Origin of the sequence: Streptomyces niger (genome assembly GCF_000718305.1) — a bacterium.
GTDB lineage: Bacteria > Actinomycetota > Actinomycetes > Streptomycetales > Streptomycetaceae > Streptomyces > Streptomyces niger.
Window position 1 is genome coordinate 119,803 of record NZ_JOFQ01000019.1, and the last position, 23,085, is coordinate 142,887.

21 protein-coding genes and 2 pseudogenes are annotated in these 23,085 nt (G+C 73.4%); 12 read left to right on the forward strand and 11 right to left on the reverse strand.

What is annotated here, in order from left to right; translation table 11 throughout:
• Window positions 1-190: 190 nt before the first annotated feature.
• Together zapE and IF20_RS29580 are read left to right on the forward strand one after the other, a co-directional pair.
• The gene (gene zapE / locus IF20_RS29575) at window positions 191-1,273 is read left to right on the forward strand and encodes a cell division protein ZapE (RefSeq protein ID WP_052868462.1); all 1,083 of its coding nucleotides are present in this window, start codon (window positions 191-193) and stop codon (window positions 1,271-1,273) included.
• 136 nt (window positions 1,274-1,409) lie between these two features.
• Window positions 1,410-2,771: an alkaline phosphatase PhoX gene (locus IF20_RS29580; RefSeq protein ID WP_052868429.1), complete on the forward strand. Its 1,362-nt coding sequence runs from the start codon at window positions 1,410-1,412 to the stop codon at window positions 2,769-2,771.
• Between the two features lie 48 nt (window positions 2,772-2,819).
• On the opposite strand, the gene IF20_RS29585 is transcribed toward IF20_RS29580, so the two are convergent.
• Genes IF20_RS29585 through IF20_RS29600 form a run of 4 tightly spaced genes read right to left on the reverse strand, consistent with a single transcriptional unit; the run spans window position 2,820 to window position 5,394 of the window.
• Window positions 2,820-3,095 carry a hypothetical protein gene (locus IF20_RS29585; RefSeq protein ID WP_052868430.1) on the reverse strand — a complete coding sequence of 92 codons (276 nt, stop codon included), beginning with the start codon at window positions 3,093-3,095 and terminating at the stop codon, window positions 2,820-2,822.
• Window positions 3,096-3,139: 44 nt separating this feature from the next.
• Window positions 3,140-3,808, reverse strand: a complete 669-nt coding sequence (locus IF20_RS29590) for a hypothetical protein (RefSeq protein WP_052868431.1) — start codon at window positions 3,806-3,808, stop codon at window positions 3,140-3,142.
• The gene (locus IF20_RS29595; protein ID WP_052868432.1) at window positions 3,805-4,683 is read right to left on the reverse strand and encodes an ATP-binding cassette domain-containing protein; all 879 of its coding nucleotides are present in this window, start codon (window positions 4,681-4,683) and stop codon (window positions 3,805-3,807) included. The genes IF20_RS29590 and IF20_RS29595 overlap by 4 nt, the downstream gene beginning before the upstream one ends.
• A 33-nt stretch (window positions 4,684-4,716) precedes the next feature.
• On the reverse strand, window positions 4,717-5,394 hold the full coding sequence (locus IF20_RS29600; protein ID WP_052868463.1) for an AIM24 family protein: 678 nt from the start codon (window positions 5,392-5,394) through the stop codon (window positions 4,717-4,719).
• A 130-nt stretch (window positions 5,395-5,524) separates the two neighbouring features.
• Here IF20_RS29600 and IF20_RS29605 point away from each other — a divergent pair, with 130 nt between their 5' ends.
• Complete coding sequence (locus IF20_RS29605; protein ID WP_052868464.1) at window positions 5,525-6,268, forward strand: peptidyl-tRNA hydrolase; 744 nt, start codon at window positions 5,525-5,527, stop codon at window positions 6,266-6,268.
• A gap of 135 nt (window positions 6,269-6,403) precedes the next feature.
• Here the strand turns inward: IF20_RS29605 and IF20_RS29610 are convergent, their stop codons facing one another.
• Window positions 6,404-7,144, reverse strand: coding sequence for a nuclease-related domain-containing protein (locus IF20_RS29610; protein ID WP_199896786.1), 741 nt, complete (start codon window positions 7,142-7,144; stop codon window positions 6,404-6,406).
• Window positions 7,145-7,330: 186 nt separating this feature from the next.
• Between IF20_RS29610 and IF20_RS29615 the strand changes: the two genes are divergently transcribed.
• The 6 genes and pseudogenes from IF20_RS29615 (at window position 7,331) to IF20_RS29645 (ending at window position 13,961) form a co-directional block, all read left to right on the forward strand.
• On the forward strand, window positions 7,331-7,969 hold the full coding sequence (locus tag IF20_RS29615; protein ID WP_052868465.1) for an NUDIX hydrolase: 639 nt from the start codon (window positions 7,331-7,333) through the stop codon (window positions 7,967-7,969).
• A 95-nt stretch (window positions 7,970-8,064) separates the two neighbouring features.
• Complete coding sequence (locus IF20_RS29620; RefSeq protein WP_234426861.1) at window positions 8,065-8,397, forward strand: LysE family translocator; 333 nt, start codon at window positions 8,065-8,067, stop codon at window positions 8,395-8,397.
• 265 nt (window positions 8,398-8,662) lie between these two features.
• Window positions 8,663-10,064 (forward strand): annotated as a pseudogene (locus IF20_RS29625) (DUF692 domain-containing protein); the annotation flags it as partial.
• A 149-nt stretch (window positions 10,065-10,213) separates the two neighbouring features.
• Window positions 10,214-11,221: a TIGR04222 domain-containing membrane protein gene (locus IF20_RS29635; protein WP_052868436.1), complete on the forward strand. Its 1,008-nt coding sequence runs from the start codon at window positions 10,214-10,216 to the stop codon at window positions 11,219-11,221.
• Window positions 11,222-11,432: 211 nt separating this feature from the next.
• Window positions 11,433-12,179: a DUF4142 domain-containing protein gene (locus tag IF20_RS29640; protein ID WP_052868437.1), complete on the forward strand. Its 747-nt coding sequence runs from the start codon at window positions 11,433-11,435 to the stop codon at window positions 12,177-12,179.
• A gap of 201 nt (window positions 12,180-12,380) precedes the next feature.
• A complete protein-coding gene (locus IF20_RS29645) occupies window positions 12,381-13,961 on the forward strand; it encodes an alpha/beta hydrolase (protein WP_052868438.1) in 1,581 nt (526 codons plus the stop codon).
• Window positions 13,962-14,043: 82 nt separating this feature from the next.
• On the opposite strand, the gene hemQ is transcribed toward IF20_RS29645, so the two are convergent.
• A complete protein-coding gene (gene hemQ, locus IF20_RS29650; protein WP_052868439.1) occupies window positions 14,044-14,784 on the reverse strand; it encodes a hydrogen peroxide-dependent heme synthase in 741 nt (246 codons plus the stop codon).
• Window positions 14,785-14,786: 2 nt separating this feature from the next.
• A complete protein-coding gene (gene hemG / locus IF20_RS29655) occupies window positions 14,787-16,286 on the reverse strand; it encodes a protoporphyrinogen oxidase (RefSeq protein ID WP_052868440.1) in 1,500 nt (499 codons plus the stop codon).
• Window positions 16,287-16,463: 177 nt separating this feature from the next.
• Here hemG and IF20_RS29660 point away from each other — a divergent pair, with 177 nt between their 5' ends.
• The 3 genes from IF20_RS29660 to IF20_RS29670 all read left to right on the forward strand — a co-directional run bounded on the left by IF20_RS29660 (window position 16,464) and on the right by IF20_RS29670 (window position 19,705).
• A complete protein-coding gene (locus IF20_RS29660; protein ID WP_052868441.1) occupies window positions 16,464-17,240 on the forward strand; it encodes an IclR family transcriptional regulator in 777 nt (258 codons plus the stop codon).
• 252 nt (window positions 17,241-17,492) lie between these two features.
• A complete protein-coding gene (locus IF20_RS29665; RefSeq protein WP_052868442.1) occupies window positions 17,493-18,623 on the forward strand; it encodes an aromatic ring-hydroxylating dioxygenase subunit alpha in 1,131 nt (376 codons plus the stop codon).
• On the forward strand, window positions 18,620-19,705 hold the full coding sequence (locus tag IF20_RS29670; protein ID WP_110944652.1) for a PDR/VanB family oxidoreductase: 1,086 nt from the start codon (window positions 18,620-18,622) through the stop codon (window positions 19,703-19,705). Before IF20_RS29665 ends, IF20_RS29670 begins: the two co-directional genes overlap by 4 nt.
• 184 nt (window positions 19,706-19,889) lie before the next feature.
• On the opposite strand, the gene IF20_RS29675 is transcribed toward IF20_RS29670, so the two are convergent.
• The 4 genes and pseudogenes from IF20_RS29675 to IF20_RS40750 form a co-directional block, all read right to left on the reverse strand.
• Window positions 19,890-20,294, reverse strand: coding sequence for a hypothetical protein (locus IF20_RS29675; RefSeq protein WP_234426862.1), 405 nt, complete (start codon window positions 20,292-20,294; stop codon window positions 19,890-19,892).
• Window positions 20,295-20,301: 7 nt separating this feature from the next.
• Entirely contained in the window at window positions 20,302-20,703 is a 402-nt protein-coding gene (locus IF20_RS29680) for a YwqJ-related putative deaminase (RefSeq protein ID WP_267881146.1), read from the reverse strand.
• Window positions 20,681-21,160, reverse strand: coding sequence for an SUKH-3 domain-containing protein (locus IF20_RS29685; protein WP_052868445.1), 480 nt, complete (start codon window positions 21,158-21,160; stop codon window positions 20,681-20,683). The genes IF20_RS29680 and IF20_RS29685 overlap by 23 nt, the downstream gene beginning before the upstream one ends.
• A 30-nt stretch (window positions 21,161-21,190) precedes the next feature.
• Window positions 21,191-23,085 (reverse strand): annotated as a pseudogene (locus tag IF20_RS40750) (YwqJ-related putative deaminase); the annotation flags it as partial.

The window sequence follows — 23,085 nt, forward strand, 5'->3', positions numbered from 1 at the left end:
CTTCGGGCGAACCGCTCTTGGACGGCGCGGGCTGGGCTGGGGAAAGGAACAGACGTCGCATAGGCCGCAGTGTGGCACGGAGAAGGCCGTGTGACATGTCTCGCTCAGCGGTCCGGTCGCCACCCGGCAGCGACTACGCTGGAGCGCTGTGTCACCTTCGAACCCCTCGTCGCCCTCGCAGCCCTCTCCGATAGCCGGCCGGGCCGCCGCCGGACCGTCGGACGACGCGGCTCCGGCCGCGCTCACCTCGCGCGCCCCGCACGTCCCCGCCGACCGGCTGGTCGCCGAGATGGTGCCACCGCCGCGCTTCCAGAGCGCGCGCTTCGAGACGTACATCCCGGACCCGGCACAGCCCAGCCAGGCCGAGGCGGTTCAGGTGCTCAGCTCCTTCGCGGCGAGCATCGGGGGTGCCGCGAGCGCTTCGGGGGGCAAGCGGCGCTGGTTCTCGAAGAAGCCCGAGGCGCCCAAGGGGCCGCGCGGCGTCTACCTGGACGGCGGCTACGGCGTCGGCAAGACCCACCTGCTGGCCTCCCTGTGGCACGCCACGCCGGCCGCCCCGGAGCTCAAGGCGTTCGGCACCTTCGTGGAGCTGACCAACCTGGTCGGCGCGCTCGGCTTCCAGGAGACGGTCCGCACCCTCAGCGGGCACCGCCTGCTGTGCATCGACGAGTTCGAACTGGACGACCCCGGCGACACGGTGCTGGTCTCCTCCCTGCTCGCCAAGCTGGTCGAGCACGGCGTGGCACTGGCCGCCACCTCGAACACGCTGCCCGGCAAGCTCGGCGAGGGCCGCTTCGCCGCCGCCGACTTCCTGCGCGAGATCCAGGGCCTGAGCGCGCACTTCCGGCCGCTGCGCATCGATGGCGAGGACTACCGCCACCGCGGTCTGCCCGAGGCGCCCGCGCCGTTCGACGACGAGACCGTCACCCGCGTCGCGTACGCCACCCCCGGCGCCTCGCTCGACGACTTCCCCGCGCTGCTGGACCACCTCTCGAAGGTGCACCCGAGCCGGTACGGCGCCATGTGCGACGGCATCCAGGCGGTCTGCCTCACCGACGTGCAGGCGGTACCGGACCAGTCCACGGCGCTGCGGCTGGTCGTGCTGGCCGACCGGCTCTACGACCGCGAGGTGCCGGTACTGGCGTCCGGCAAGCCCTTCGACGAGCTGTTCAGCGAGGAGATGCTCAACGGCGGCTACCGCAAGAAGTACTTCCGCGCGATATCGCGTCTGACGGCGCTGGCGCGGGACGCGAAGCAGCTGACGGAGAAGTAGGCCCCGGCGCCCCCGCGAGGGCGCCGGAGACCCGGTCAGGGCTTCCCACGATGCCTCTACGCGCGTGGTTCCCGGCGGACGTGTGGCGTGGTACACACATGCGGTCATCACCTGTCCGCCAGCAGGGAGTTGCCTCATGTCCGCAACACGACGTCAGATCCTCGCAAGAACCGGCGCGGTGGGAGCGGGGATCGTCTTCTCCGGCGCCGTCTCGGAGATCTTCGCCGGCACCGCCAGCGCGCAGACCATGGGCCGCGGCGGTTACGGACCGCTGGTTCCCGACCCGGACGGCCTGCTCGACCTCCCCAAGGGCTTCCGCTACAAGGTGCTGTCCCGGGAGGGCGACCCGCTGCGCTCCGGAGAGGGCAAGGTGCCGAGCAACTGCGACGGCATGGCGGCCTTCCGCGGCCGCCGGGGCCACACCCACCTCGTGCGGAACCACGAGAACCGCCGCAAGTCCCGCTCCGCGGTGCCCACCGTGCCCGGCATCACGTACGACCCGATGGGCGAGGGCGGCTGTACGGCCATCGAGGTCGACGCGCACAACGGGGTGGTCTCCGAACGGGTCGCCATCGCCGGCACCTCCACCAACTGCGCAGGCGGGCCCACCCCGTGGAACACCTGGCTGACCTGCGAGGAGACCGAGTTCAAGGCGGGCGAGGAGGGCTACACCAAGGACCACGGCTTCATCTTCGAGGTCGACCCGTACGACCCGCGCCGCACCGGGGCCGTACCCCTCACGGACATGGGCCGCTTCCAGCACGAGGCGATAGCCATCGACCCACGGGACGGCACGGTCTACGAGACCGAGGACGCCTTCGAGAAGCCCTTCGGGCTCTTCTACCGCTTCCACCCGAAGAAGCCGATGGGCGGCATCGGTTCACTGCGCGCGGGCGGCCGGCTCCAGGCGATGCGCGTTCCGGGGGTGAAGGACCTCTCCGCCATCCAGGAGACGGGCGCGACGTTCGACCGCATCGAATGGGTGGACGTCCCGGACCCGCTCGCCAAGGAAACCGCCATCCGCTTCCAGGACTTCGGGCCCAAGGGCATCACCCACGCCCAGAAGCTGGAGGGCTGCTACTGGGGCGGCTCCTGCGTGTACTTCGTGTCCAGCTTCGCGCACCGGGACCAGGGCTCGGCCGCCGACCACTACGGGCAGGTGTGGCGGTACGACCCGAAGGCGCGGCGGCTGACCCTCGTGGTCGTCTTCGGGCCCGACACGGACCTGCAACTCCCCGGTGAATCCCCGGACAACATATGCCTCGCGCCCAGCGGCGGCCTGATGGTGTGCGAGGACGGCGAAGGCGCCCAGCACGTCTTCGGCGTGACGCGCAAGGGCGCGGTGTACCCGATGGCGCGCGGCCGGCAGAACATCGGGACGGCGGAGAAGCCGGAGTGGGGCGAGTTCGCCGGCGTCACCTTCGCGCCGGACGGGCGCACGATGTACGTGAACTGCTACACGCCGGGGACGACGTTCGCGGTGACCGGGCCGTTCTGATCCGACCCGGCCGCCGTACGCCCGCGGTGACCGCGCGCCGCCTGCCCGCTAACCGGAGCAGGCGGTGCGCTGGGCCTCCTCCCACTCACAGCGCGGGCACAGCACGATGCCCCGCGTGGACTCCGGGTACTCGGTGGGCGCACGGCACAGGACGCACTCCGCGAACGGCTCCTCAGGGGCGGCGGATGTCTCCTCCGGGGAGGTGGCGGGTGGCTCCTGCTGAGAGGCGCCGGGTGCCTCCCCTTGGTGGGCGGCGGGTGTCTTCTCTTCGGAGCTCGCGGGCGGTGCGGTTGCGGGAGCGGGGCGCTGGCTGTCGGACGGCATGGTCCCGAGCCTAGAGGGCCCGGGCTCCCGTTCCCCCGCGCGGCTCAGGTGCGCCGGGAGCTGAGCGCGCAGGCCCCGGCCACGGCCGCCGCAGTGATCATGGCGGCGATGCCCAGCGGCAGCCAGGGCACGGTCACCGTGCCGCGCGGCGAGCCGGTCACCAGACCGCTGACCGCGGCGTTCGCGGGCGATCCCGCGGCGACGAGCAGCAGCAGGGCGGCCAGCGCGGCGGTGGGGATCGCCCGGCCGGGGCTGCGCACCACCGGCCGGTTGGCCAGCGCCCCCACGGCCGTGCCCAGCAGGACGCAGCACAGGGCCGTGAACGTCCCGGCGAGGGTCGCGGGCCCCATCGGGACGGCGACCCGGTGATCGGCGCTGTGCGGGTCGGAGACGAGCGCGGTGAAGGCCGTACCGAGCGCCCCGAGCGCCGTCGCGGCCAGCGCGGCGGTCGACACGGCCGCCAGGTGTGCGCGGCCGGGGCCGGCGGCCGCCGCGGTGCAGGCCCGGGCGGCGGGCGGCTCGGCGGTCACGCCGGCCCGCACCAGCCACGCGGCCACGGGCAGCAGGGGCGCCGCGACGTACCCGAATCCGTCGAGCACCGGGTCGCCGGCCCGGATGCCGATCGCCACGTACGCGGCGTACAGGATGGTGGGCGGCAGCCAGCGGTGCGAACCGACGAGCAGCGCGAAGTGGTAACGGAGCAGCGGGATCACGGGGATTCGGGCCTCGGTGCGGTCCGGTCGGGGCGGGCTTCTTCGGGAGTCACGGCGTGGATGTGCCAGGGCGGACGGGCCGTCAGCAGGGCGTGCAGCAGCGTGTCGGAGTGCGCGGCGGGCACGGTGAGTCGGGTCGTGCCGTCCGGGCCGGGTGCGGTGGTGGGCGCCCCGGGGAGGCCGGCGGGCGGGTCGGCGCCGGGCGGTCCCTGCGCCACGACGGTGACGCACGGCCCCGTGGTGGCCCCTGCCGCGCGCGTGGCCGTCTCCTGCGGCCGCAGGCCCGCGTCCACGACCCGGTAGCAGGCATCCGCGGCACCGGCCAGGCGCGCCGGGTCGTGGTCCACGAAGACGACGGTGCCACCTGCCGTGACGCGCTCGGCCACCGCGCGGTCCAGGGTGCCCCGCGCCGTGCGGTCCAGGCCGGTCCACGCCTCGTCCAGGACGAGCAGTTCGGGCTCGGCGAGCAGCGCCTGGGCCACGGCGACCTTCTGGCTGGTGCCCTTGGAGAGCTCGGCGAGCGGCGTACGGGCGTGGCCGGCCGCCCCGAAGCGCTCCAGCCACTCCGTGGCCCGGCGGGCGGGCTCGGCGCCGCGCAGCCCGTGGACGCGCCCGAGGTGGCTGAGGTACTCGAGGGCGGTGAACGGCAGTGCGGCGGGGAAGCGCTCCGGTACGTACGCGGTACGGGGGCGCCCCGTGACACGGCCCGTACTGGGCGCGTCGATGCCGGCGCACAGGCGCAGCAGCGTGGATTTGCCGCTGCCGTTCGTGCCCTCGAAGCGCAGCAGCGCGCCGCGCGGCACTTCGAGGTCGACGTCGCGCAGCACCCAGGGGCCGCGCAGCCCGTACCGCCGCCCGACCTTGTGCAGCTTCATCAAGGGATCCGCTTTCGTGCCGGCGCTCGGTCCTCAGCCGTTGGAGGCCGTGGCGGGCTTGGCCTCGCTCGGGCGCACGATCACGAAGCCCTCTCCGTCGAGACGCAGTTGTACGGCCTCCCCCGAGCCGCCGCGGATCATCGATCCGACGCTCTGGGAGCGGTGCAGCGAGGTCGCCAGGGAGGCGCTCCAACCGACCACCGCGTCGGTGTCGACGAACACCGGCATCTGCGGGCTGACGGGGATGACGATCGGGTTGCCCTCGCACATCACACCGAGCCGGCCGTGCCCGGTGAACACGGAGTTGAAGAGTCCCCCGCCGGTCATGCCGGCACCCTTCACGACCTTTATCTCGTAGGACAGCGTGGGGTCGAAGCAGAGGATGTTGCGCCCGTTGAGGGTGATGCTGTCACCGGGGGCGAGATCGACGACGAAGCAGTTCTGCGCCTCGTGCGCGAACCACACCTCGCCCTGGCCGCGCACGGCCATCAGGGCCAGCCCTTCCCCGGTGACCGCACGCTTGAGGAATTTGCCCACCCCCTGGCCCTGCTTCTCGAACTGGAGGTTGCCGCGGAAGGCGACCATGGAGCCCTGGCGCGCGTAGCACTCACCGTCCACCGCGTACTTGATGGACTTGGCGTTCTGCAGCGTCATGCCGGGGGTGGTGGCCTGCGTGACCAAGTGCTCGGACGAGAACAGTTCGCTCTGCATGAAGAGGATGATCACCCGGAACGTTTCCCTCCGCCAAGAGCGGCCGGGCGGACGGCGGGCCCGACCGCCTCTTCGGGGGAATGTCGGTGGCGGCTGGCAGACTGAATCCGTGAGCAACACCGAGACCACCGTGAGCAGCACCGACACTCCTGGCACCCCGGCCGCGGCCGACAGCGGGCCGCCGTCCGGCGATCCGCGCCGTACGGAGACCGACCGCGACGCGGCACCGCAGTTCGTGCTGCCGCTGGTCGTCCACCTGGAGAAGACCGCACCGCCGGCGCGTACGGACGCGCTGGAGACGGCTGCGCGGGCGGTCCTCGTGCTGCTCTCGGACGAGCGGGCGCACGGCGAGGGTGAGTGGGCCGCGGCCGTGCGGGACTGGCAGGACGCCCGGATCCGCAAGGTGGTGCGGCGAGCGCGGGGCTCCGAGTGGCGCCGGGCGGCGGCGTTGCCGGGCATCACGGTCGACGGCGGCTCCGCCGAGGTGCGGGTCTTCCCGCCGGTGCCGCTGGACGGCTGGCCCAAGGAGCTCGCCAAGCTCCAGGTCTCGGGGACCGAGCTGGACGACCCGGAGCCGCCGGCCGCGCCCGACCCGGCCGGGCCGGTGCTGTGGCTGAGCCCGGACCTGGAGATGTCGGCGGGCAAGGCGATGGCCCAGGCGGGCCACGGCGCGCAGCTCGCGTGGTGGGAGCTGTCCGGGGCCGAGCGGGCGGCCTGGCGCGCGGCCGGCTTCCCGCTGGCCGTCCGTACGGCGGACGCGGACCACTGGGCGGAGCTGACGCGCAGCGGCCTCCCCGTCGTCCGCGACGCGGGCTACACGGAGATCGCCCCGGGCTCCTGCACGGTGGTCGCCGACCATCCGGCGCTGCGGTAGCGGCCGACGCCGTCACGGTGCCCGGCGCCGCGGTGGAGGGCCGTCCGGCGACCTCCTGTCCGCCGGCCGTCCGGCGGCCCGTCACGGGCCGTCCAGGCGCCGTCGGAGGCTGCTCGAAGGTCGCCCGGGCGCCGCTCAGAGCCCGTTCCACGTGCGGCGGTCACGGGCGACGGTGTGAATGCGGTCGACGGCCGCCGGGGGCAGTACGCCGCCGAGTGCGCCGAGCGCCATGACCGCCTGCGCGCCGGCCATCAGGTGTACCTCCGGCTCGCCGTGTGCGCCGGCCTCCTGCTCCTCCGGGAGCCGTTCGATGTGGCGGGGCCCGACGAGCACGAGTACGGGGCGGACCGGTACGGGGAAGCCGCAGCCGCGGGTCAGCGCGTACGTCGCGCGCACCGTGCGCTGCCGGGTCCGGCGCACGTACGGCAGGGGGCGCCGGCCGCGTCCGGGGTGCACGTCGGTGGTGTCGACCCGTACCCGCGCGCCGCGCACCGCCTCCGTGGCGAGGCAGAAGACCCCGCCCGGCCCGATGAGGAGATGGCTGATCTCGCTGCCGGGCGGCAGCGGCAGCGAGTGCAGCACGTGCCAGCCGCCCCGGCCCAGCCGCTCCAGCTCCGCGCCCACCGCGCTCTCCGCGGCCAGCCGGCGCCGCCAGTCGTCCTGTACGGGACGACGGCCGAGAAGGCGGGCCCCGAGGAGGGCGGGGCCGTCCAGCGGGTGTTCGGCGAGGAAGGTGCGCAGCGTCTCCCCCGGGCGGTTCGGCGCGAGGTCGTCGTCCGGCGGCAGGAAGAGCCGGTCGGGGTCGTGCGGAAGGAAGAGCCGGCCCGGGGCGCGCGGCGGGAAGAGCCGATCGGGGTCGTCCGGTGTCGGCTTCACGGACATCACCCCTTGGGGGACTCGCCTACGACGGGCGACCGCCGCTCTGCGGGGCCCGCCCTTCACCATGGGACCAGGCACGTACGGCGGGGGCAAGAGCGAGTGAAGCTACGTCGAAGGGGGGCCGTCGGCGTCCGCAAAGGGGTGGGAACAGACGTCCGTGCGTGGTACATCGTGATGATGCCGATGTCGACGTTGAAGGAAGCGGACCTCGCGGATCCGTCCCGGCTCGAAGCCGCCCTGCGCGCCAATCTGACGGCGTTCGAGCGCCGCGCGGTACCCGTACCCGAGGGCGTACGGAGCGCCGCCGTGTGCCTCACCGTGGTCCCGTTCCGCGACGAGCCGCACATCCTGGTGATCAAGCGGGCGCCGCGCGGCCGTAACGCCGGACAGTGGGCCCTCCCGGGCGGGCGCCTGGACGAGGCCGAGTCGGCGCAGGAGGCGGCGCTACGGGAACTGGCCGAGGAGACCGGCGTCGAGGCCGGTCCCGCGGAGGTCGCCGGGCTGCTGGACGACTTCCGTACCGAGTCCGGCTTCGTGATCACGCCGCTGGTCGTCGTCCCACGAGGCCCGGTGCAGCCGCGCCCCGATCCGAAGGAGGTGCAGTCGCTGCACCACGTACCGCTGCGGCGGCTGATGAAGCCGGACCTGCCGCGGTGGGTGACGGCTGCGGACGGCGGGCCGCTGCTGCAGATGCCGCTGCGCCCGGGGATGGTGATCCACGCGCCGACCGGCGCGTTGCTGTGGCAGTTCCGCGAGGTGGCCCTCCTCGGGCGCGCGACCCGCGTCGACACGGTGACCCAGCCGGAGTTCACCTGGCGGTGAGCCGTCGCGGCGGCTTCGGCCCCGTAGGGCGAGGGTCGGTGCCACAGGCCGGGGCCGGTGCCACAGGGGACCATGGGGCACGTACCGTTTCTTACGTGCTCACTTCATTTCTCGGCTGCACGGTCGTGGCCGCGCTGCCGACCGTCTCCCCCGGTCCGGATTTCGCGATCGTGCTCCGCACGGCGCTCGGCTCGGGGCGGCGCGCCGCGCTGTGCTCCGCCCTCGGCACGGCGACCGGGTGCTTCGTGTGGGGGCCGGCGGGCGCGGCCGGGCTCACGGCGATGCTGTCGGCGTCCCGGGTGGCGTACGACGCACTGCGGATCGCGGGTGCCGCGTACCTGATGTGGGTCCGCCGCCGCCTCGAACAGGTCACCGGGACGGTCCTCTTCGGACTCGGCGCCGCGGTGGCCGTGGAGACCGCCCGCTGACGCTGCGGGAGGCGCTTCCCCGTACGCGGCGGAGGCGGTGCCTCTGGCGGCCGTGCGCGCTGCGCCTACGTACACGGCGTGCCGCAGCACATACAGGCGCCGAGCACACCGCGCCTCCGTACGCCGCGGGCGGCGCGTATTCGTACGCCGTGCAAAGGCGGGGAAAAGCTCAGATCCGGCTCTGAACTCGGCGGACCGACGGTTCGTCCTCCTCAGAGGGGTGATGAGTACGGAAACACTCGGGAGTCGGAGCGGAGGGGGAACGATGGAGCAGCCAGGGCGAACCGGGCAGGTGGAAGGGCGCCGGGAGCGGCGCACCGGCCCGGGACCCGGTCACCGGCTGGGCACCGGCATCGGATGGCGGCCCGAGATCGCCGACGGGATCGCCGGGCTGCCCGGGATCGACTGGGTCGAGGTCGTCGCGGAGAACATCTGCCCGGGCCATCTCCCCCGTGCCCTCGAAGCGCTGCGCGCCCGGGGCACCACCGTCGTCCCGCACGGTGTCTCCCTCGGACTGGGTGGCGCCGAGCGGCCGGACGCCGGCCGGCTGGCCGCCCTGGCGGAGCGCGCCGAGGCCCTCGCCGCGCCCCTCGTGACCGAGCACATCGCCTTCGTGCGGGCCGGCGGCGAGCTGACCGGCGGGCCACGTATGGAGGCGGGGCACCTGCTGCCCGTGCCGCGTACGTACGACGCGCTCGACGTGCTGTGCGAGAACGTACGCATCGCACAGGAGGCGCTGCCGGTACCGCTGGCCCTGGAGAACATCGCGGCGCTGATCAACTGGCCCGGCGAGGAGCTGACCGAGGGTCAGTTCCTCGCCGAGCTCGTCGAGCGGACCGGCGTACGGCTCCTCATCGACGTGGCGAACCTGCACACCAACCACGTCAACCGGGGTGAGGACCCGGCGGCGGCGCTGGACGCGCTGCCCGTGGAGGCGATCGCCTACGTCCACGTGGCGGGCGGCTTCGAACGCGACGGGGTGTGGCACGACAGCCACGCGCACCCCGTGACGCAGCCCGTTCTGGACGTGCTGGCCGAGCTGTGCGCCCGCGTCAGCCCGCCGGGCGTCCTCCTCGAACGCGACGAGAACTTCCCGCCCGTGGCGGAGCTCGCCGCCGAACTGGACGCCGTACGCACCGTCCTGAAGGAGGCCGGGCCCCGTGACCGAGCGACTGCCTGACCCCCGGCCCGGCGACGCCCTGCCCGGTGACGACCGACCCGGCGATGCCCGGAACGCCCGCGACCGGAGCGCCTCCGCCTCCGGAGGGACCGAGGCGGCACGCAGGCGGCTGGCCGCTGCCCAGGAGGAGCTGCTGGCCTCACTGGTGGCGGGCGGCGCCGTCCCGTCGGGGTTCGACGCGGAGCGGCTGACCGTGCAGCGCCGCGCGCTGGCCGCCAAACGGGCGGACGTGATCGCCGCGGTCGCGCCGGAGCTCCCCGCCATCCTCGGGGCGGACTACCGCACCGCCTTCCTGGACTACGCGCAGGGCCGCCCGATGCGCGGCGGCTACCGTCGCGACGCGCTGGACTTCGCCGGCCATCTGCTCGCCCTGGGCCTGCCGGCGCACCCCACGGCGCGGCGACAGCTGACACAGTGGTGGCGCGACCGTGCGGGCCCCACCCCGCCGTCGGCCCGCCCCGCGGCGCGGCTGAGTCGGCTGGCCCGCACGCTGACCGGCCTCCTGCCCCGGCCCAAGGAGCAGCGGCCTGTCGGGGACGACGTGGTGGGCGACGGCCGGAGCGGGACCCTGGACGTGCCGGAAGGCGCCTCGCGGGTGGAGTATGTCGACAGATCCCGGAGTGGGAGGTAATCACGTTGTCCTTCGCGCAGTTGGTGTACCTGGCCGTGGCCGCGTCCTCAGTGGTGCTCATCGCCGGTACGGTCCACACCCGCCGCGCCTCGCCGTCCCCCCGGACGGACCTCGTCGACGTGCCCTCGCACGACCTCTGGGAGAACGCCTTCCTCGCCGGCGGCCCCGGCCGGGTCGCCGACGCGGCGATCGCCGGGATGCACGGCGACGGCCGGCTGGCGATCGGCGGCCCGGGAACGGTCTCCGCGCGCCGTCCCGCCGTCTCGCACGACACGGTCGAGTCCGCGGTGCTGGAGGCGCTCGCGCGGACGCCCGGCGGCTCGCTGGCGCGGCTGCGCCCGACGGTCATGCGGAGCGGGGCCGTCCAGCAGATCGGCGACCGGCTGGCGGACCGCGGCCTACTGCGCCGCCCGGAGGCCGGCCGGCCGTGGCGGCAGCTGGCCCGGCTGCAGATCGGCGCATGCATGGGCATCTTCTTCCTCGGCATCTTCCAGTCGGTGACGGGTGCGCTGGACGACGGCGCTCCGCAGTACCCGCAGAACATGCCGTTCGTGCTCAAGGTGACGCCCGCGGTGTTCGCGGGGATCTTCATCGGCACGCTGTGCCGGAATGCCGTACGCCGTCGCATCACGAAGGACGGGAAGCGCGCCCTGAAGCGCTTCCGGACGGCCAACAAGGCGGCCGCCACCGGTCCGGCGGCGATGCCTGCGCTCGCCGTGGCCATCGGCGGCGCGGCGCTGCTGACGGACCGGGCGCTGCGTGAGCACCTGCTGGAGGCGCAGCGGGCGGCGAGAGGGCCCGCGGCGGCCTCCGCGGTGTCCGCCTCCGGGGCGGCCTCGGGAGCGGGCTGGAGCGCGGCGGGTGACGCCGGCGGGCTGTGGTGCGGCTCCTCCGGCGGGGGCACGGGCTGCGGCAACTCTTCCTGCGGCGGCTCCGCCTCGGGCACCGGCGGCTCCTCGTGCGGCGGTTCCTCCTCCGGCGGCAGCTCCTCTTGTGGAGGCGGCAGCAGCTGACCACCCGGGGCAGCACGTACGCACGGCCTCAGGGCAGCGACGCGCACGGCCCCAGGAGGTCACGGGGCGCGTGCCGTCTCCGTGCACCCCGTGGCGGCCTCGGAAACCCGTCAACGTACCAACGGGTGACGACCCTTGAGTCCGGGTTCGGGGAACAGGGTCCGGGCGCGGGGCGGCCGGCATAGCGTGCGGGACCGCACCAGGAGGCACCATGCGATCCGTCACCGGAACCGGACTCGTCGTCGCCGCACTCGTCGCGACGGCAGCCGCACTGCTCTTCCCCGTCCTGTCCTTCGCCGGGCTCTCCGCGGCCGGCACCGACATCAACGCGGGCACCATGGCCACCCGCTTCGGCCCGCTCTCCCCCCTCGACCGCGACTTCGTCACCAAGGTCCGGCTGGCCGGGCTGTGGGAGCTGCCGGCCGGGCAGCAGGCGCAGGAGCGCGGCACCACGAAGGCCGTGCGCACCGCGGGCAAGCACCTCGTGGGCGGTCACGCGGCACTCGACCGCCACGTGCTGCGGGTGGCGGCGCAGCTCGGCGTCGACCTGCCCAACCAGCCCAACCCCCAGCAGCAGGGCTGGCTGGCGGAGCTGGAGGCGGCACGCGGTACCGAGTACGACCGCAAGTTCGCCAACATCCTGCGGCTGGCACACGGCAAGGTCTTCACGGTCGTCGCGCAGGTCCGCGCGACCACCCGCAACTCGCTGGTCCGCGGGCTGGCGGACGATGCCAACACGACCGTGCTCGACCACATCACCGTGCTGGAACGCACCGGCGACGTGGACTTCGACGGCATCGCCCGGGACACCCAGGCCTCCGGCTCCCCGACGCCGCCGGCCCAGCCCGCACCGCCGGCCCCGGCTCCGGCCTCGCCGGCGGCACCCGCCACCCCGTCCGCGGACTTCTCCCTGCCGCCGGCCGTATCGGCGCCTCCACCGTCCGCTGCCGGCCACTAGGGAGGCCACAGCCGGGGAGGGAGGGGCGTACGAGGGCCTTCGGGTATCCGCCGTGCGCCCCTTCAAGGTCTCTTCCGGGGCATCCCCCACGACACCGGCGCCCGGTGCTTTACTTCATCAAACCCCCGCTCAAGTATCCCTTTTGTCACACCCGATGGCGCCCGGCCGGAGGCGGCACGGTGACCCACGAAGGGACGGCTTGTGAAGGCAGTAGCGTTGTTCGGCACCATCGGGTCGCTGGTCCTGGGCTCCCTGGCGGCCGCACCGGCGACCGGGCTCCCCGCGCCCGCGGCCGACCCCTCGCCCGCTCTTCCGTCCGCGCTCTCGCCCGCGCCGGCCCCCGAGCCCGCGAAGGTCTCCTGGGGCCGCTGCCCCGCCGCCGAGCACCTGCCGTCCGGCGTGGAGTGCGGCAAGGTCCGCGTGCCCCTGGACTACGCGCGCCCCGAAGGCAAGAAGATCGACCTGACCGTCAGCAGGCGGCGCGCCACCGGCCCCGAGAAGGAGCGGCAGGGCGCCCTCCTGTACAACCCCGGCGGCCCCGGGGGCAGCGCGATGCCGTTCCCCATGTACACCGAGCTGCCCGAGTGGCGCCGTACGGCCCGGGCGTACGACTTCGTGGGCTACGCGCCGCGCGGCGTGGGCCGGTCGGCACCGCTGTCCTGCGAGGACCCGAAGGAGAGCGCCGGCAAGGCGCCCTCGGACAGCCCGGTGCACCCCTCGGAGCACTTCAAGCAGAAGAAGATCGAGGAGGCACAGAAGTACGCCGCGGGCTGCGCACACCGGGCCGGCGCGGCGCTGAAGCACTACAACACGCTGAACAACGCGCGTGACCTGGAGATGCTGCGGGCCGCGCTGGGCGAGAAGAAGCTCACCTTCATGGGCGCGTCGTACGGCACCTACCTGGGGGCGGTGTACGCGACGCTCTTCCCGGGGCACGTGCGCCGCATGGTCTTCGACAGCGTGGTGAACCCGGACCCGGACCAGATCTGGTACCGGAACAACCTCCAGCAGAACATCGCCTTCGAGGGGCGCTGGAAGGACTGGCGCACCTGGGTCGCCAAGCACGACAAGGCCTACGGCCTGGGGAAGACGGCGGAGGCGGTCGGCCGGTCGTACGACCGGGCAGCCACGCAGCTGCGGCGCAAGCCGGCGGGCGGCAAGGTCGGCCCGGCGGAGTTGCAGTCCGCGTTCCTGACGGCCGGCTACAGCGACCACTACTGGCCCATCCGGGCGGCCGCGCTCTCCCGCTACCTCAAGGGCGACCCGAAGCCCCTGATCGCGCAGGCGGCGCCGGATCCGGGGGACGCGGCGTCGGACGAGAACGGCGACGCGGTCTACACGGCCGTGGAGTGCAACGACGCCGTCTGGCCGCGGGACTGGGCCACGTGGGACCGCGACAACACGATGGTGGCGCAGGTCGCGCCGTTCGAGACCTGGGACAACGCGTGGATGAACCTGCCCTGCGCGTTCTGGCCGCGGGCGCCGCACGAGATGGGGCAGCGCCCGCTGGACGTCCGTACGGCCCCCGGCGCGCTGCCCCCCGTACTGCTGCTGGCCGCGGAGCGGGACGGAGCCACGCCGTACTCGGGCGCGCTGGAGCTGAAGCGGAGGCTGGCGGGGTCGCGGCTCGTCACCGAGCGCGACGCCGGGCAGCACGGCATCGCCTTCAGCAAGAACGACTGCGTGAACAAGTACACCGAGGACTACCTGCTCACCGGGCGGGTCCCGGCGCACGACGCGTTCTGCAAGCCGCATGCGGAGCCCGAGCCCGGCGAGAAGTGAGCCCGGCGGGCCGCCGCCCTTCCGCGGGCGTGCGGCCCGTCGGCCTGGCGCCAGGCCGACCCGGCGCCAGGCCGACCCGGCGTCAGGCCAGGCCCGCCACCAGCTCCGCGACCGGCTTGCGGCGGCCCGTGTAGAACGGGACCTCCTCGCGGACGTGCATCCGCGCCTCGGAGCCGCGCAGGTGGCGCATGAGGTCGACGATGCGGTACAGCTCGTCGGCCTCGAAGGCGAGGATCCACTCGTAGTCGCCGAGCGAGAAGGACGGCACGGTGTTGGCGCGCACGTCCGGGAAGCCGCGGGCCATCTTGCCGTGGTCCGCGAGCATGCGGCGGCGGTCCTCGTCGGGCAGCAGGTACCAGTCGTACGAGCGCACGAACGGGTACACGCTGACGTAGTTGCGCGCCTGCTCGTCGGCGAGGAAGGCCGGGATGTGCGACTTGTTGAACTCGGCGGGGCGGTGCAGCGCCATGTTCGACCAGACCGGCTCCAGGGCACGGCCGAGCTTGGTGCGGCGGAAGAGGTTGTACGCCTCCTGGAGCGCGTCCGAGCTCTCCGAGTGCCACCAGATCATCACGTCGGCGTCGGCGCGCAGACCGGACACGTCGTACGTGCCGCGGACCACGACGTCCTTGGCGGCGAGCTGCTCGAAGAGCTCGTCGACCTCCTCGGCGTAGCCGCTGCGGTCCTCGGGGAGGGCGGCACGCAGCTTGAACACCGACCAGAGCGTGTAGCGGATGACCTCGTTGAGGTCCTTCGCCTTCTTGCCGGCGTTCGGGGTCTTCTCGGGCGCGGGCCCAGGGGTGGCGTCAGTCATGTCGTCCATTCTCACTCGCTCGCCGGGGTGCCCGGCGCCGGGGTCGCCGCGCCGGGCGGCGTCAGGGTGGCCAGTACGGCGTCGGCGGCCTTCGTGGCGCTCGCGACACAGGCCGGGATGCCGACGCCCTCGTAGAGCGCGCCGCACACCCGGAGGCCGGGCAGGTGGCCGACGGCCTCGTGGATGCGGGCCATCCGCGCCAGGTGGCCCACGGGGTACTGCGGCAGGCCGCCGTCCCACCGGGTGACGGCGGTGGCCACGGGGCGGGCGGCCAGGCCCACCGCCTCCCCCAGGTCGCGCAGCGAGAGGTCCACCAGCTCGGCGTCCTCGCGCGCCAGGTCGGCGGTGTCGCCGTAGCGTCCGATGGAGGTGCGCAGCACGAAGAGGTCCGGGTCGGCGGCGTCGATCCAGCCCCACTTGTTGCTCGCGAACGTGGCGGCCTTGATCTTGTGGCCGTCGACCGGCGGCACCAGGAAGCCACTACCGGTGAGCCGGTCCGCGACGTCGGCGCGCCGGAAAGCCATGGTGACCAGGGCCATGGAGGCGTACTCGACGCCGTCCAGCTCCGTGGCGGCGGCGGGGCTCTCGTGGCGGAGGATGCGGGCCGCGGCGGGCGCGGGGCAGGCCAGCACGACGGCGTCGGCCGTCAGGGCCCGGCCATCCGTGTGGACCTCCCACGCCTCGCCGGCGCGTCGTACCGCCGCCACGGCCGTGTTCAGGAGGATCTCGCCGCCCTTGGCGCGCACCGCGTCGGCGACCGCGCCGGGGAGCGTGCCGATGCCCCCGTCGATGCCCATGAAGACCGGCCCCGAGGCGGCGGGCCCGGTCTGGTGCACGGTGGCGGCCGTGCGCGCCTGCAGGGCCCGCACCCCCTCCGTCAGAGAGCGGTGGTTCCGCGCGGCTTCGAAGAGCTGCGGTACGGCGGCCCTCATGGAGATGCGGTACGCGTCCCCCGCGTAGACGCCGCCGAGCAGCGGCTCGATGAGCCGGTCGACGACCTCGCGGCCCAGGCGCTCGGCCACGTATGCGCCGACTGCCACGTCCGCGCCGACCTCGGTGCGCGGCAGCTCCGCGTCCTCCTCGATGCGCGCGAGACCGGCCTCCGAGAGCACTCCGGAGGCGGCGAGCGGCGCCGGGTCTCCGGGGACGCCCATGACGTGGCCCTTGGGCATCGGGCGCAGCGCGCCGCGCGTCCAGAGGGAGGCCGTGGCGGTGGACGGCGGCTGCAGTCGCTCACCGAGGCCGACGGCGCGCGCGAGCTCGACCGCCTCCGGGCGCCTGGCCAGCATCGACTCGGCGCCGAGGTCGACCGGTACGCCCGCGACCGCGCCGGCCTTCAGCTTGCCGCCGAGCCGTGCTGACGCCTCCAGTACGGTCACCCGCGCGCCGCCGTCCAACGCGCGGTGCGCGGCTGCGAGGCCCGAGATGCCGCCGCCGATCACGACGACGTGACCGGGCGCGTGGCCCGAACGACCGGGTGCCTGACCCGTACCGGTATGCGCAGTGCTCATGCCCCCACTCTCTCAGAGCCCGTGCGGCGCCCGAACGGCACCTCACCGGCGGTCGGGGTGGGACGGCACGGGCGGGGCCCTGGAGGCCGTGCCTCTGGGCGCCGTCCCCGGCCGCAACTATGCTCACGGCTTCACGACCGGCCGAGCGGCCGAGCGGCCGAGCGGAGGGGGGACTCGATGGCGTTGGGCGACCCGCGGCCGAAGGCCGACGCGCGCCCCGAGCGGTCGGCTGCCGACCGGGTCCTCGCGCTGCTCGGCGCCTTCGACGACGCGCACCGCAGCCTGACCCTGACCGCGCTGGCGCGGCGGGCCGGCCTGCCGCTCGCCACCGCGCACCGGTTCGCCGGCAAGCTGACGGAGTGGGGCGCGCTGGAGCGCGGCGCGGACGGCCGGTACGAGATCGGGCTGCGGCTGTGGGAGATCGCCGTACTGGCACGGCGCGGCGTCGGGCTGCGCCAGGCCGCGCTGCCCTTCATGGAGGACCTGTACGAGGCGACGCACGAGAACGTCCAGCTCGCCGTGCGGGACGGCCTGGAGACGGTGTACATCGAGCTGATCTCGGGGCGTTCCGCGGTCGGGGTACGCACCCGGGTCGGCGCGCGCTGGCCGCTGCACGCCACGGGTGTGGGCCTGGCGCTCCTTGCGTACGCGCCGCCCGCCGTGGTCGCGCAGGTCTGCGCCGCCCCGCTGCGCCGCTTCACCGAGCGCACGATCGGCGACCCGGCACTGCTGAGGTCGGTCCTGGCCGACGTGCGCGCTTCGGGGGTGGCGGTCAGCGAGCGGCAGATCACGATGGACGCGGTGTCCGTGGCGGCGCCTGTCCGCGGCCCGAACGGGCAGGCGGTCGCCGCGCTCTCGGTCGTCGTCCCAGTGCGCGAGGGGCGGGCTGCGCTGCTGGCACCGGCGGTACGCGTCGCCGCGCAGGGCATCGCGCGCAGCCTGCTGGCCCACTGAACACCACGCGCGGGCTTCCCTTGCCCAGCGGGGCCCCTGTGCGCCGGAAGCCCCACGCCCACCGGACACCCCAGCACGTCGGGAACTGCCGCCCACCGAGAACCCCTTGCGTATCGAGGGACGGTGCGCAACCCCCGTGCACGCATGTTTCCAGCTGCTGGAAGGGCCCCTTGCCGGCTCCTGAGGCGCGCCGCACAGTCGGGTGCACCCCGGGGGCCGCCCGGGGCCCTGTACGTCGAGGAGGCCGCTGCCATGCCCGTTCCCACCGCATTCGCCCGCGACCAGTGGTACGTCGCCGCGTACGGCAGCGAGGTCGGCGGCGAGGAGGTGCTCGCCCGTACCGTCTGCGGGGAGCCGCTGGCCCTCTACCGCACGCCGGACGGCCAGGCCGTCGCGCTCGCCGACCGCTGCGTCCACCGCCGCTACCCGCTCTCCGAAGGCACGCTGGAGGACGGGCGGCTGGTCTGCGGCTATCACGGCTTCACGTACGACCGGGCCGGCACCTGCGTCTCCGTACCGGGCCAGACCCGCGTGCCGCGCACCGCCCGCGTCGCCTCGTACCCGCTCGCCGAGCTGGACGGGTTCGTCTGGGTGTGGATCGGCGACCCGGCGCGCGCCGACGCGTCCGCCGTACCGCGCGCCCCCTGGCTCGCCGACCCCGGCTGGACGGTCGTCCGCGGCATGGAACCGCTCGCCGCGCGCTACGGGCTGCTGGTCGACAACCTCCTGGACCTCTCGCACGAGACGTTCCTGCACGCCGGGTACATCGGCACCCCCGAGGTCGCCGCCACCCCGATCACCACCGAGGCCGACGAGGAGCGCGGCATCGTCCGGGTCAGCCGGCACATGGACGACGCCGAGTGCCCGCCCTTCTACGCCGACTCCACCGGCCTGAAGGGACGCGTCAGCCGCTGGCAGGACATCGAGTACCACGCGCCCTGCCTGTACCTGCTGCACAGCCGGATCGCACCGGTCGGCTCGGTGCCGGGCGCGGACGGCAGTGATCCGGACGGCTTCCACACCGAGATCGCGTACGCCATCACGCCGTCCACCGAGACCACCACGTACGACTTCTGGCTGGTGGCCCGGGACTTCGCCCTCGAGGACGAGGGCGTCAGCAGCTTCCTCCACGAGTTCAACCGCACCGTCGTCCTGCAGGACGTGACGGCGCTGGACATCCTGGAGCGGGTGACCGCCGAGGAGGCGGACCGCCAGGTGCAGGAGTTGAGCGTCGGCATCGATGCGGGCGGCCTGGCGGCACGGCGCATCCTGGAGCGCATGATCGCCCGGTCGGCGGAGCCCGCGCCTGAACCGGCGGCGGCCGTGCCGACCGCCGGCACCCCGGGCACGCCCGGCACGCCGGAAGCGGTGGCCGCCCGATGAGCGACGCCACCTCGACTCCCGTAAGGCGCGCCACCTCCACCCCCGTAAGGCGCGCCGCCTCCTCCCCCGTCCTCGATCTCCTCGTCGCCCGCAAACGAGACGTCGCCGAGGGCGTGTGCGAGCTGTCGCTGCGCCTGCCGGACGGCGGCGCGCTGCCCGACTGGTCCCCCGGCGCACACCTCGACCTGCACCTCGCGCCGGGCCTCGCACGCCCGTACTCGCTGTGCGGCGATCCCGGCGTACGGGAGGAGTGGCGGGTCGCGGTCCTGCGCGAACGCGCCGGCACGGGCGGCTCTTCGTACGTCCACGACCGGCTCGCAGCCGGCGACAAGGTCACCGTCTCCGCGCCCCGCAACCACTTCCCCTTCGAGCCCCCGTCCGACCCCGCGGCGCGCTGCCTCTTCCTCGCCGGCGGCATCGGCATCACCCCGCTGCTGCCGATGATCGCCCGCGCGCACGCTGCCGGCGCCGACTGGCGGCTGCTGTACGGCGGCCGCACTCGCGCCTCGATGGCGTACGCCGACCACCTCGCCGCATACGGGGAGCGCGTCACGCTGCGCCCGGAGGACGAGTTCGGCCTGCTGGACCTGGCGGCCTTCCTGGCGCACGCCGACGCGGCGGCACACGTGTACGCGTGCGGGCCCGAGCCGCTGCTCGCCGCGATCGAGGAGCGGTGTCGCGCGGCGGGCCTGCCCGACGGCGCACTACACATGGAGCGCTTCCGCCCGGCCCCCGCCACGTCGGCTCCCCTCGACGGGGGCCCGGCAGACGGGGCCAACGCCGACGCGGTCTCCGCCGACACGCTCTCCGCCGACGCGGCCTTCGACGTCGAACTGGCCGACTCGGGCCGCACCGTACGCGTGGCACCGGGCCGTACGATCCTGGAGGCGGTGGAGGAGGCCGGCGTACAGGTGCTCTCCTCCTGCCGCGCCGGCACCTGCGGCACCTGCGAGACCGAGGTCCTGGCCGGCACCCCCGACCACCGCGACCAGTTGCTCACGGACGCGGAACGCGCGGCGGGCGACACCATGCTCATCTGCGTCTCCCGCGCCCGCACCCCGCACCTGAAGCTGGCTCTCTGAACCCTCTGAACGCCCCGTCAGCGGTCCGTACGCCAGTCCTTCATGAGCCGGCCCCTCGTCGTCCCACCGGCGCTCCTCCAGCCTCCGGAAACCGTCGTCGGAGGACACGCTTTCCACGGCGAGGGCGCCGTGGGGAAGACGCAGATATTCGGTCGGTTCCCGCGCACGCGACCGCCGGTGCTCATCAGCTGTTTCCGGTGAGCTTTTCCGTCGTCGTGTCGATGAAAGCGGCGGCCTCGGCCTCGGAGATCTCCACGTGGTCGATGTCGTTGTGCCCCAGCTCGTGAAGGCGCAGGTACTCGGTCGGCTCCCAGCGGAGATTGCGGGTGAACGCCTCGTCGTGCGTCTCTTCCGCATTGCCGATGACGCGCCGCCGTACGATTCCCCGGGGGCTGCTCCGCGGAAAACCATCGCTGATCTTCGCGTAATACGTGATCCGCCCCCGGCCGTCGAGCTCGTCGAGCGTGGCGGGCGCGAGGGTGGACCGGGCATGGAGGAGCGACACGTTGACATCGTCGTCCCAGGTGATGCCACGCAGGCGGGCAAGCACCAGGCGCGGTTCTCGTGCGGTCACTTCAGGTTCGGCCACGTCGGCCCTACCGGAGGACGCGGACGCCCAGCGCTTCGAGCAGGGCCGAACACACCGGGCACGGCTCCGTGACCTCCCCGTGCTCCGGATTCCCCGGCTCCCTGATCTTCCGGGACGTCATGGCCGCTCCCACGAAATGCGGAGCCGCCTGGGAGAGCGTTGTCGTGCGCCCGAGCTCTCGGCCGGCGTCGAGCTGCCACAGCTGATCGGAGAGCAGAGCGGATTCAGCGCAGCGTCCCGTGAAAGATTCCCGCTGCCCAGCCGGCAGCTCCGCCACGAAATCCCGGATGGCCGGATGCAGATTCGGGGACCCAGGGCCGATGAGACTGGTGTGGCTCAGCACCTTGCCATGAATCAACAGGGAAGAGGCGACAGCAGGCAGCTGCTCAGACAAAGTAGTCCTCCACATCCGGCGTGTCACCGTTGGTGATGAACCTGGTGAACGCGTCCTGCTCGTCCTGCCCCAAGAAATACCCTCCGGTGTGGTGCAGCAGGAACCACCGAGCCGTTTCCCCCACGAGCAGAATGCCGAATTCCGACGATTCGAAACCGACCGGGAAAAGCTTCTCGCCGAGCCCGGTCGACATCTCTGCGATTTCGCGGGCGTCGCCGTCGTAGCCCCCGGTCGGGTCCATCTCGAACGCGGAGTCCGATGCTCTGGGATGAGCGAGCTTCAGCCCCCCGTACGTGCGGATCACACGCACGGCGGCGTCCACGGGCTCCATCGGGAAACCCTGCTCGGTGGCGTCCCGCACCCGCACGGAGATGAAGTCGTCGACCTCCTCGTCCCCGATGTCACGACCGGGGAACCAACCGTGCTGTGCCAGCCAGTCGGACACTTGAGGGGAGGGGACGGTGGGGGACATCAGGACATTTCCTTTTCTCTGGGCACCGGGTCAGGAGTGCACGTGAATACCGAGCTGCGGGAGAACATGCCGGCACGTCTCGCACGGCGGGAAGAAATCGCCGTGTCGGCCTCGCACCTCACCGGTCTTCTTGATGACGAAGTCCCCGATGCGCCTGGTATGCATGACGCTCCCTTCGAGTACTCGACGGGCGTCATCGATTGTACGGATCTGCGTCCCGGTGGGATCCAGCTGCCGCAGCCGGTCACTGATCAGTGAGATTTCAGCACACTTCCCGTGGCCGCCACCCTTCTTCTCGATGACACCCGCCTTGGCGTCGTCGTCGATCTGCTTCAGGATGCCCTCCAGAACCTGGTGGGTGTGCGGCAGGGTCTGCCCTCGCATCTTGGTGGTACTGGAGTGCGCTGTTACCACGTTGTCGTGCAGGAAACTGCCCGCACAGCCGCTCTCCAGCCGGTTCTGCCCGGACGGCGCTTCGCCCGCGGGCAGTTCGCGGGCTTCGTCGGCCAGCGTGGACGCCTCACGTTCGAGCACGGCGAGCTGCTCGTCCGGGGTCAGATGAGACACGTCCAGAGCGGGCCGTCGGTAGTGGCGCATCTGATCGGCGCTCTGCCCGTGCCAGCCCGGCTGCGGCTCGAGCGGCGCCCCCTCCGGGCCGTGGCCGGTGTCATTCGAGTCGTGGTGTGTGGGGCCGTCACCACCCCCGTCGCCGGCATGACCGCCCTCGTCGGCGGCCGGTCCGTCATCGGGGTGGCCCGGAGATGCGTCATGTTCGCTCGCCGGGTGGTGCGGAGCCCCGTCGTCACCATGATGGCCCGGGCCTCCACCGTCATTGTCCCCATGAGGTCGTTCAGGGTCGTGCGGACCGCTCGGCCCGTCGCCGTGCCCGCCGGAGCGGCCGCCATCCGGCGTGTGGTCCCCGCCCGGCGTGTGGTCCCCGCCCGTCGGTCCGTCGCCGTGCCCGCCGGAGTGGCTGCCGCCCGTGGGCGGTTCGTGGCTTGCGGAGGGACCGTGGCCCAGGTCGTGGGCGGTGCCGCCGGGGAGGTGGCCGGCCTTGCCGCCGGGTGTGTCGCCGATACGGCCGGGCAGGCCGTCAGGCGTGTCGCCGATGTGGCCGGGGGCGCGGCCGCCCGGCATGTTGTCACCTGCGTGGGCGCCCGGTGTGGTGGCGTCGTCGGCGAGGCGGCCCGGGTCGCCGAGCCGGGTGTCGAGGCTGTTGCCCAGGTGGACGTGGCTCGCGTTGTCGGCGGCGTGCGCGCCGGCGCCGGCCATGGCCGGGACCTTGGCCGGGCTGTCGGCGTCCACCCGGGGCAGGTCGGAGTGCGCGGGCGGATCGACGTGCGGGGAGCCCTCCTTGGGCGCGTTGTCGATGCTGTCCACGACGTTGCCGTGCTCGTCCAGCAGGTTGCCCTTCCCGTCGAAGTACTGGGCAGGCTCACCCGGATTCGTGGGTAGCTTGGTGGCGTCCTCGGGGAGCGCCGGGACGTCGTCGGGGAGCTTGACGGAACCGTTCGGGAGCCTGGTCGCGCCTTCCGGGACGGCCGCGCCCTCGGGAAGGTGCACGGTGCCGTCGGGGAGCTTGAGCGACCCCTCGGGCAGCTTGATGGCGTCGGCGGGGAGAGCCGGTACGTCGATCTTGCCGATGCCCTTGATGCTCTTGGCGATGTCGCCGACCTTGGACAGGCCCGCGCCGGCGCCCTTGGCGACATACGTCATCGGGTCGATGACCTTGCCCGGGAATGGAGGAGATCGCCAGGCCGGTGGCCAGCTGCGCCAGGCCCTTCCAGGCCTGCCCCATCGCATCCCAGCCGCCGAACCCCACCAGAGTGCCCAGGCCCTTGATGGTGCCCCAGATCCCATCCACGATCAGGCCGTCCCACACGAAGGACTTCACCCAGTGGCCGACCTCGTACCAGTGGTGCTTC

Coding starts and splice junctions, on each gene's coding strand:
- IF20_RS29580 (WP_052868429.1), top strand. CDS start 1,410: ATGTCCGCAACACGACGTCAGATCCTCGCAAGAACCGGCGCGGTGGGA.
- IF20_RS29595 (WP_052868432.1), bottom strand. CDS start 4,683: ATGAAGCTGCACAAGGTCGGGCGGCGGTACGGGCTGCGCGGCCCCTGG.
- IF20_RS29670 (WP_110944652.1), top strand. CDS start 18,620: ATGAGCGACGCCACCTCGACTCCCGTAAGGCGCGCCACCTCCACCCCC.
- IF20_RS29600 (WP_052868463.1), bottom strand. CDS start 5,394: ATGCAGAGCGAACTGTTCTCGTCCGAGCACTTGGTCACGCAGGCCACC.
- IF20_RS29685 (WP_052868445.1), bottom strand. CDS start 21,160: ATGTCCCCCACCGTCCCCTCCCCTCAAGTGTCCGACTGGCTGGCACAG.
- IF20_RS29615 (WP_052868465.1), top strand. CDS start 7,331: ATGTCGACGTTGAAGGAAGCGGACCTCGCGGATCCGTCCCGGCTCGAA.
- IF20_RS29660 (WP_052868441.1), top strand. CDS start 16,464: ATGGCGTTGGGCGACCCGCGGCCGAAGGCCGACGCGCGCCCCGAGCGG.
- IF20_RS29640 (WP_052868437.1), top strand. CDS start 11,433: ATGCGATCCGTCACCGGAACCGGACTCGTCGTCGCCGCACTCGTCGCG.
- IF20_RS29680 (WP_267881146.1), bottom strand. CDS start 20,703: ATGTGGAGGACTACTTTGTCTGAGCAGCTGCCTGCTGTCGCCTCTTCC.
- IF20_RS29665 (WP_052868442.1), top strand. CDS start 17,493: ATGCCCGTTCCCACCGCATTCGCCCGCGACCAGTGGTACGTCGCCGCG.
- IF20_RS29585 (WP_052868430.1), bottom strand. CDS start 3,095: ATGCCGTCCGACAGCCAGCGCCCCGCTCCCGCAACCGCACCGCCCGCG.
- hemQ (WP_052868439.1), bottom strand. CDS start 14,784: ATGGACGACATGACTGACGCCACCCCTGGGCCCGCGCCCGAGAAGACC.
- hemG (WP_052868440.1), bottom strand. CDS start 16,286: ATGAGCACTGCGCATACCGGTACGGGTCAGGCACCCGGTCGTTCGGGC.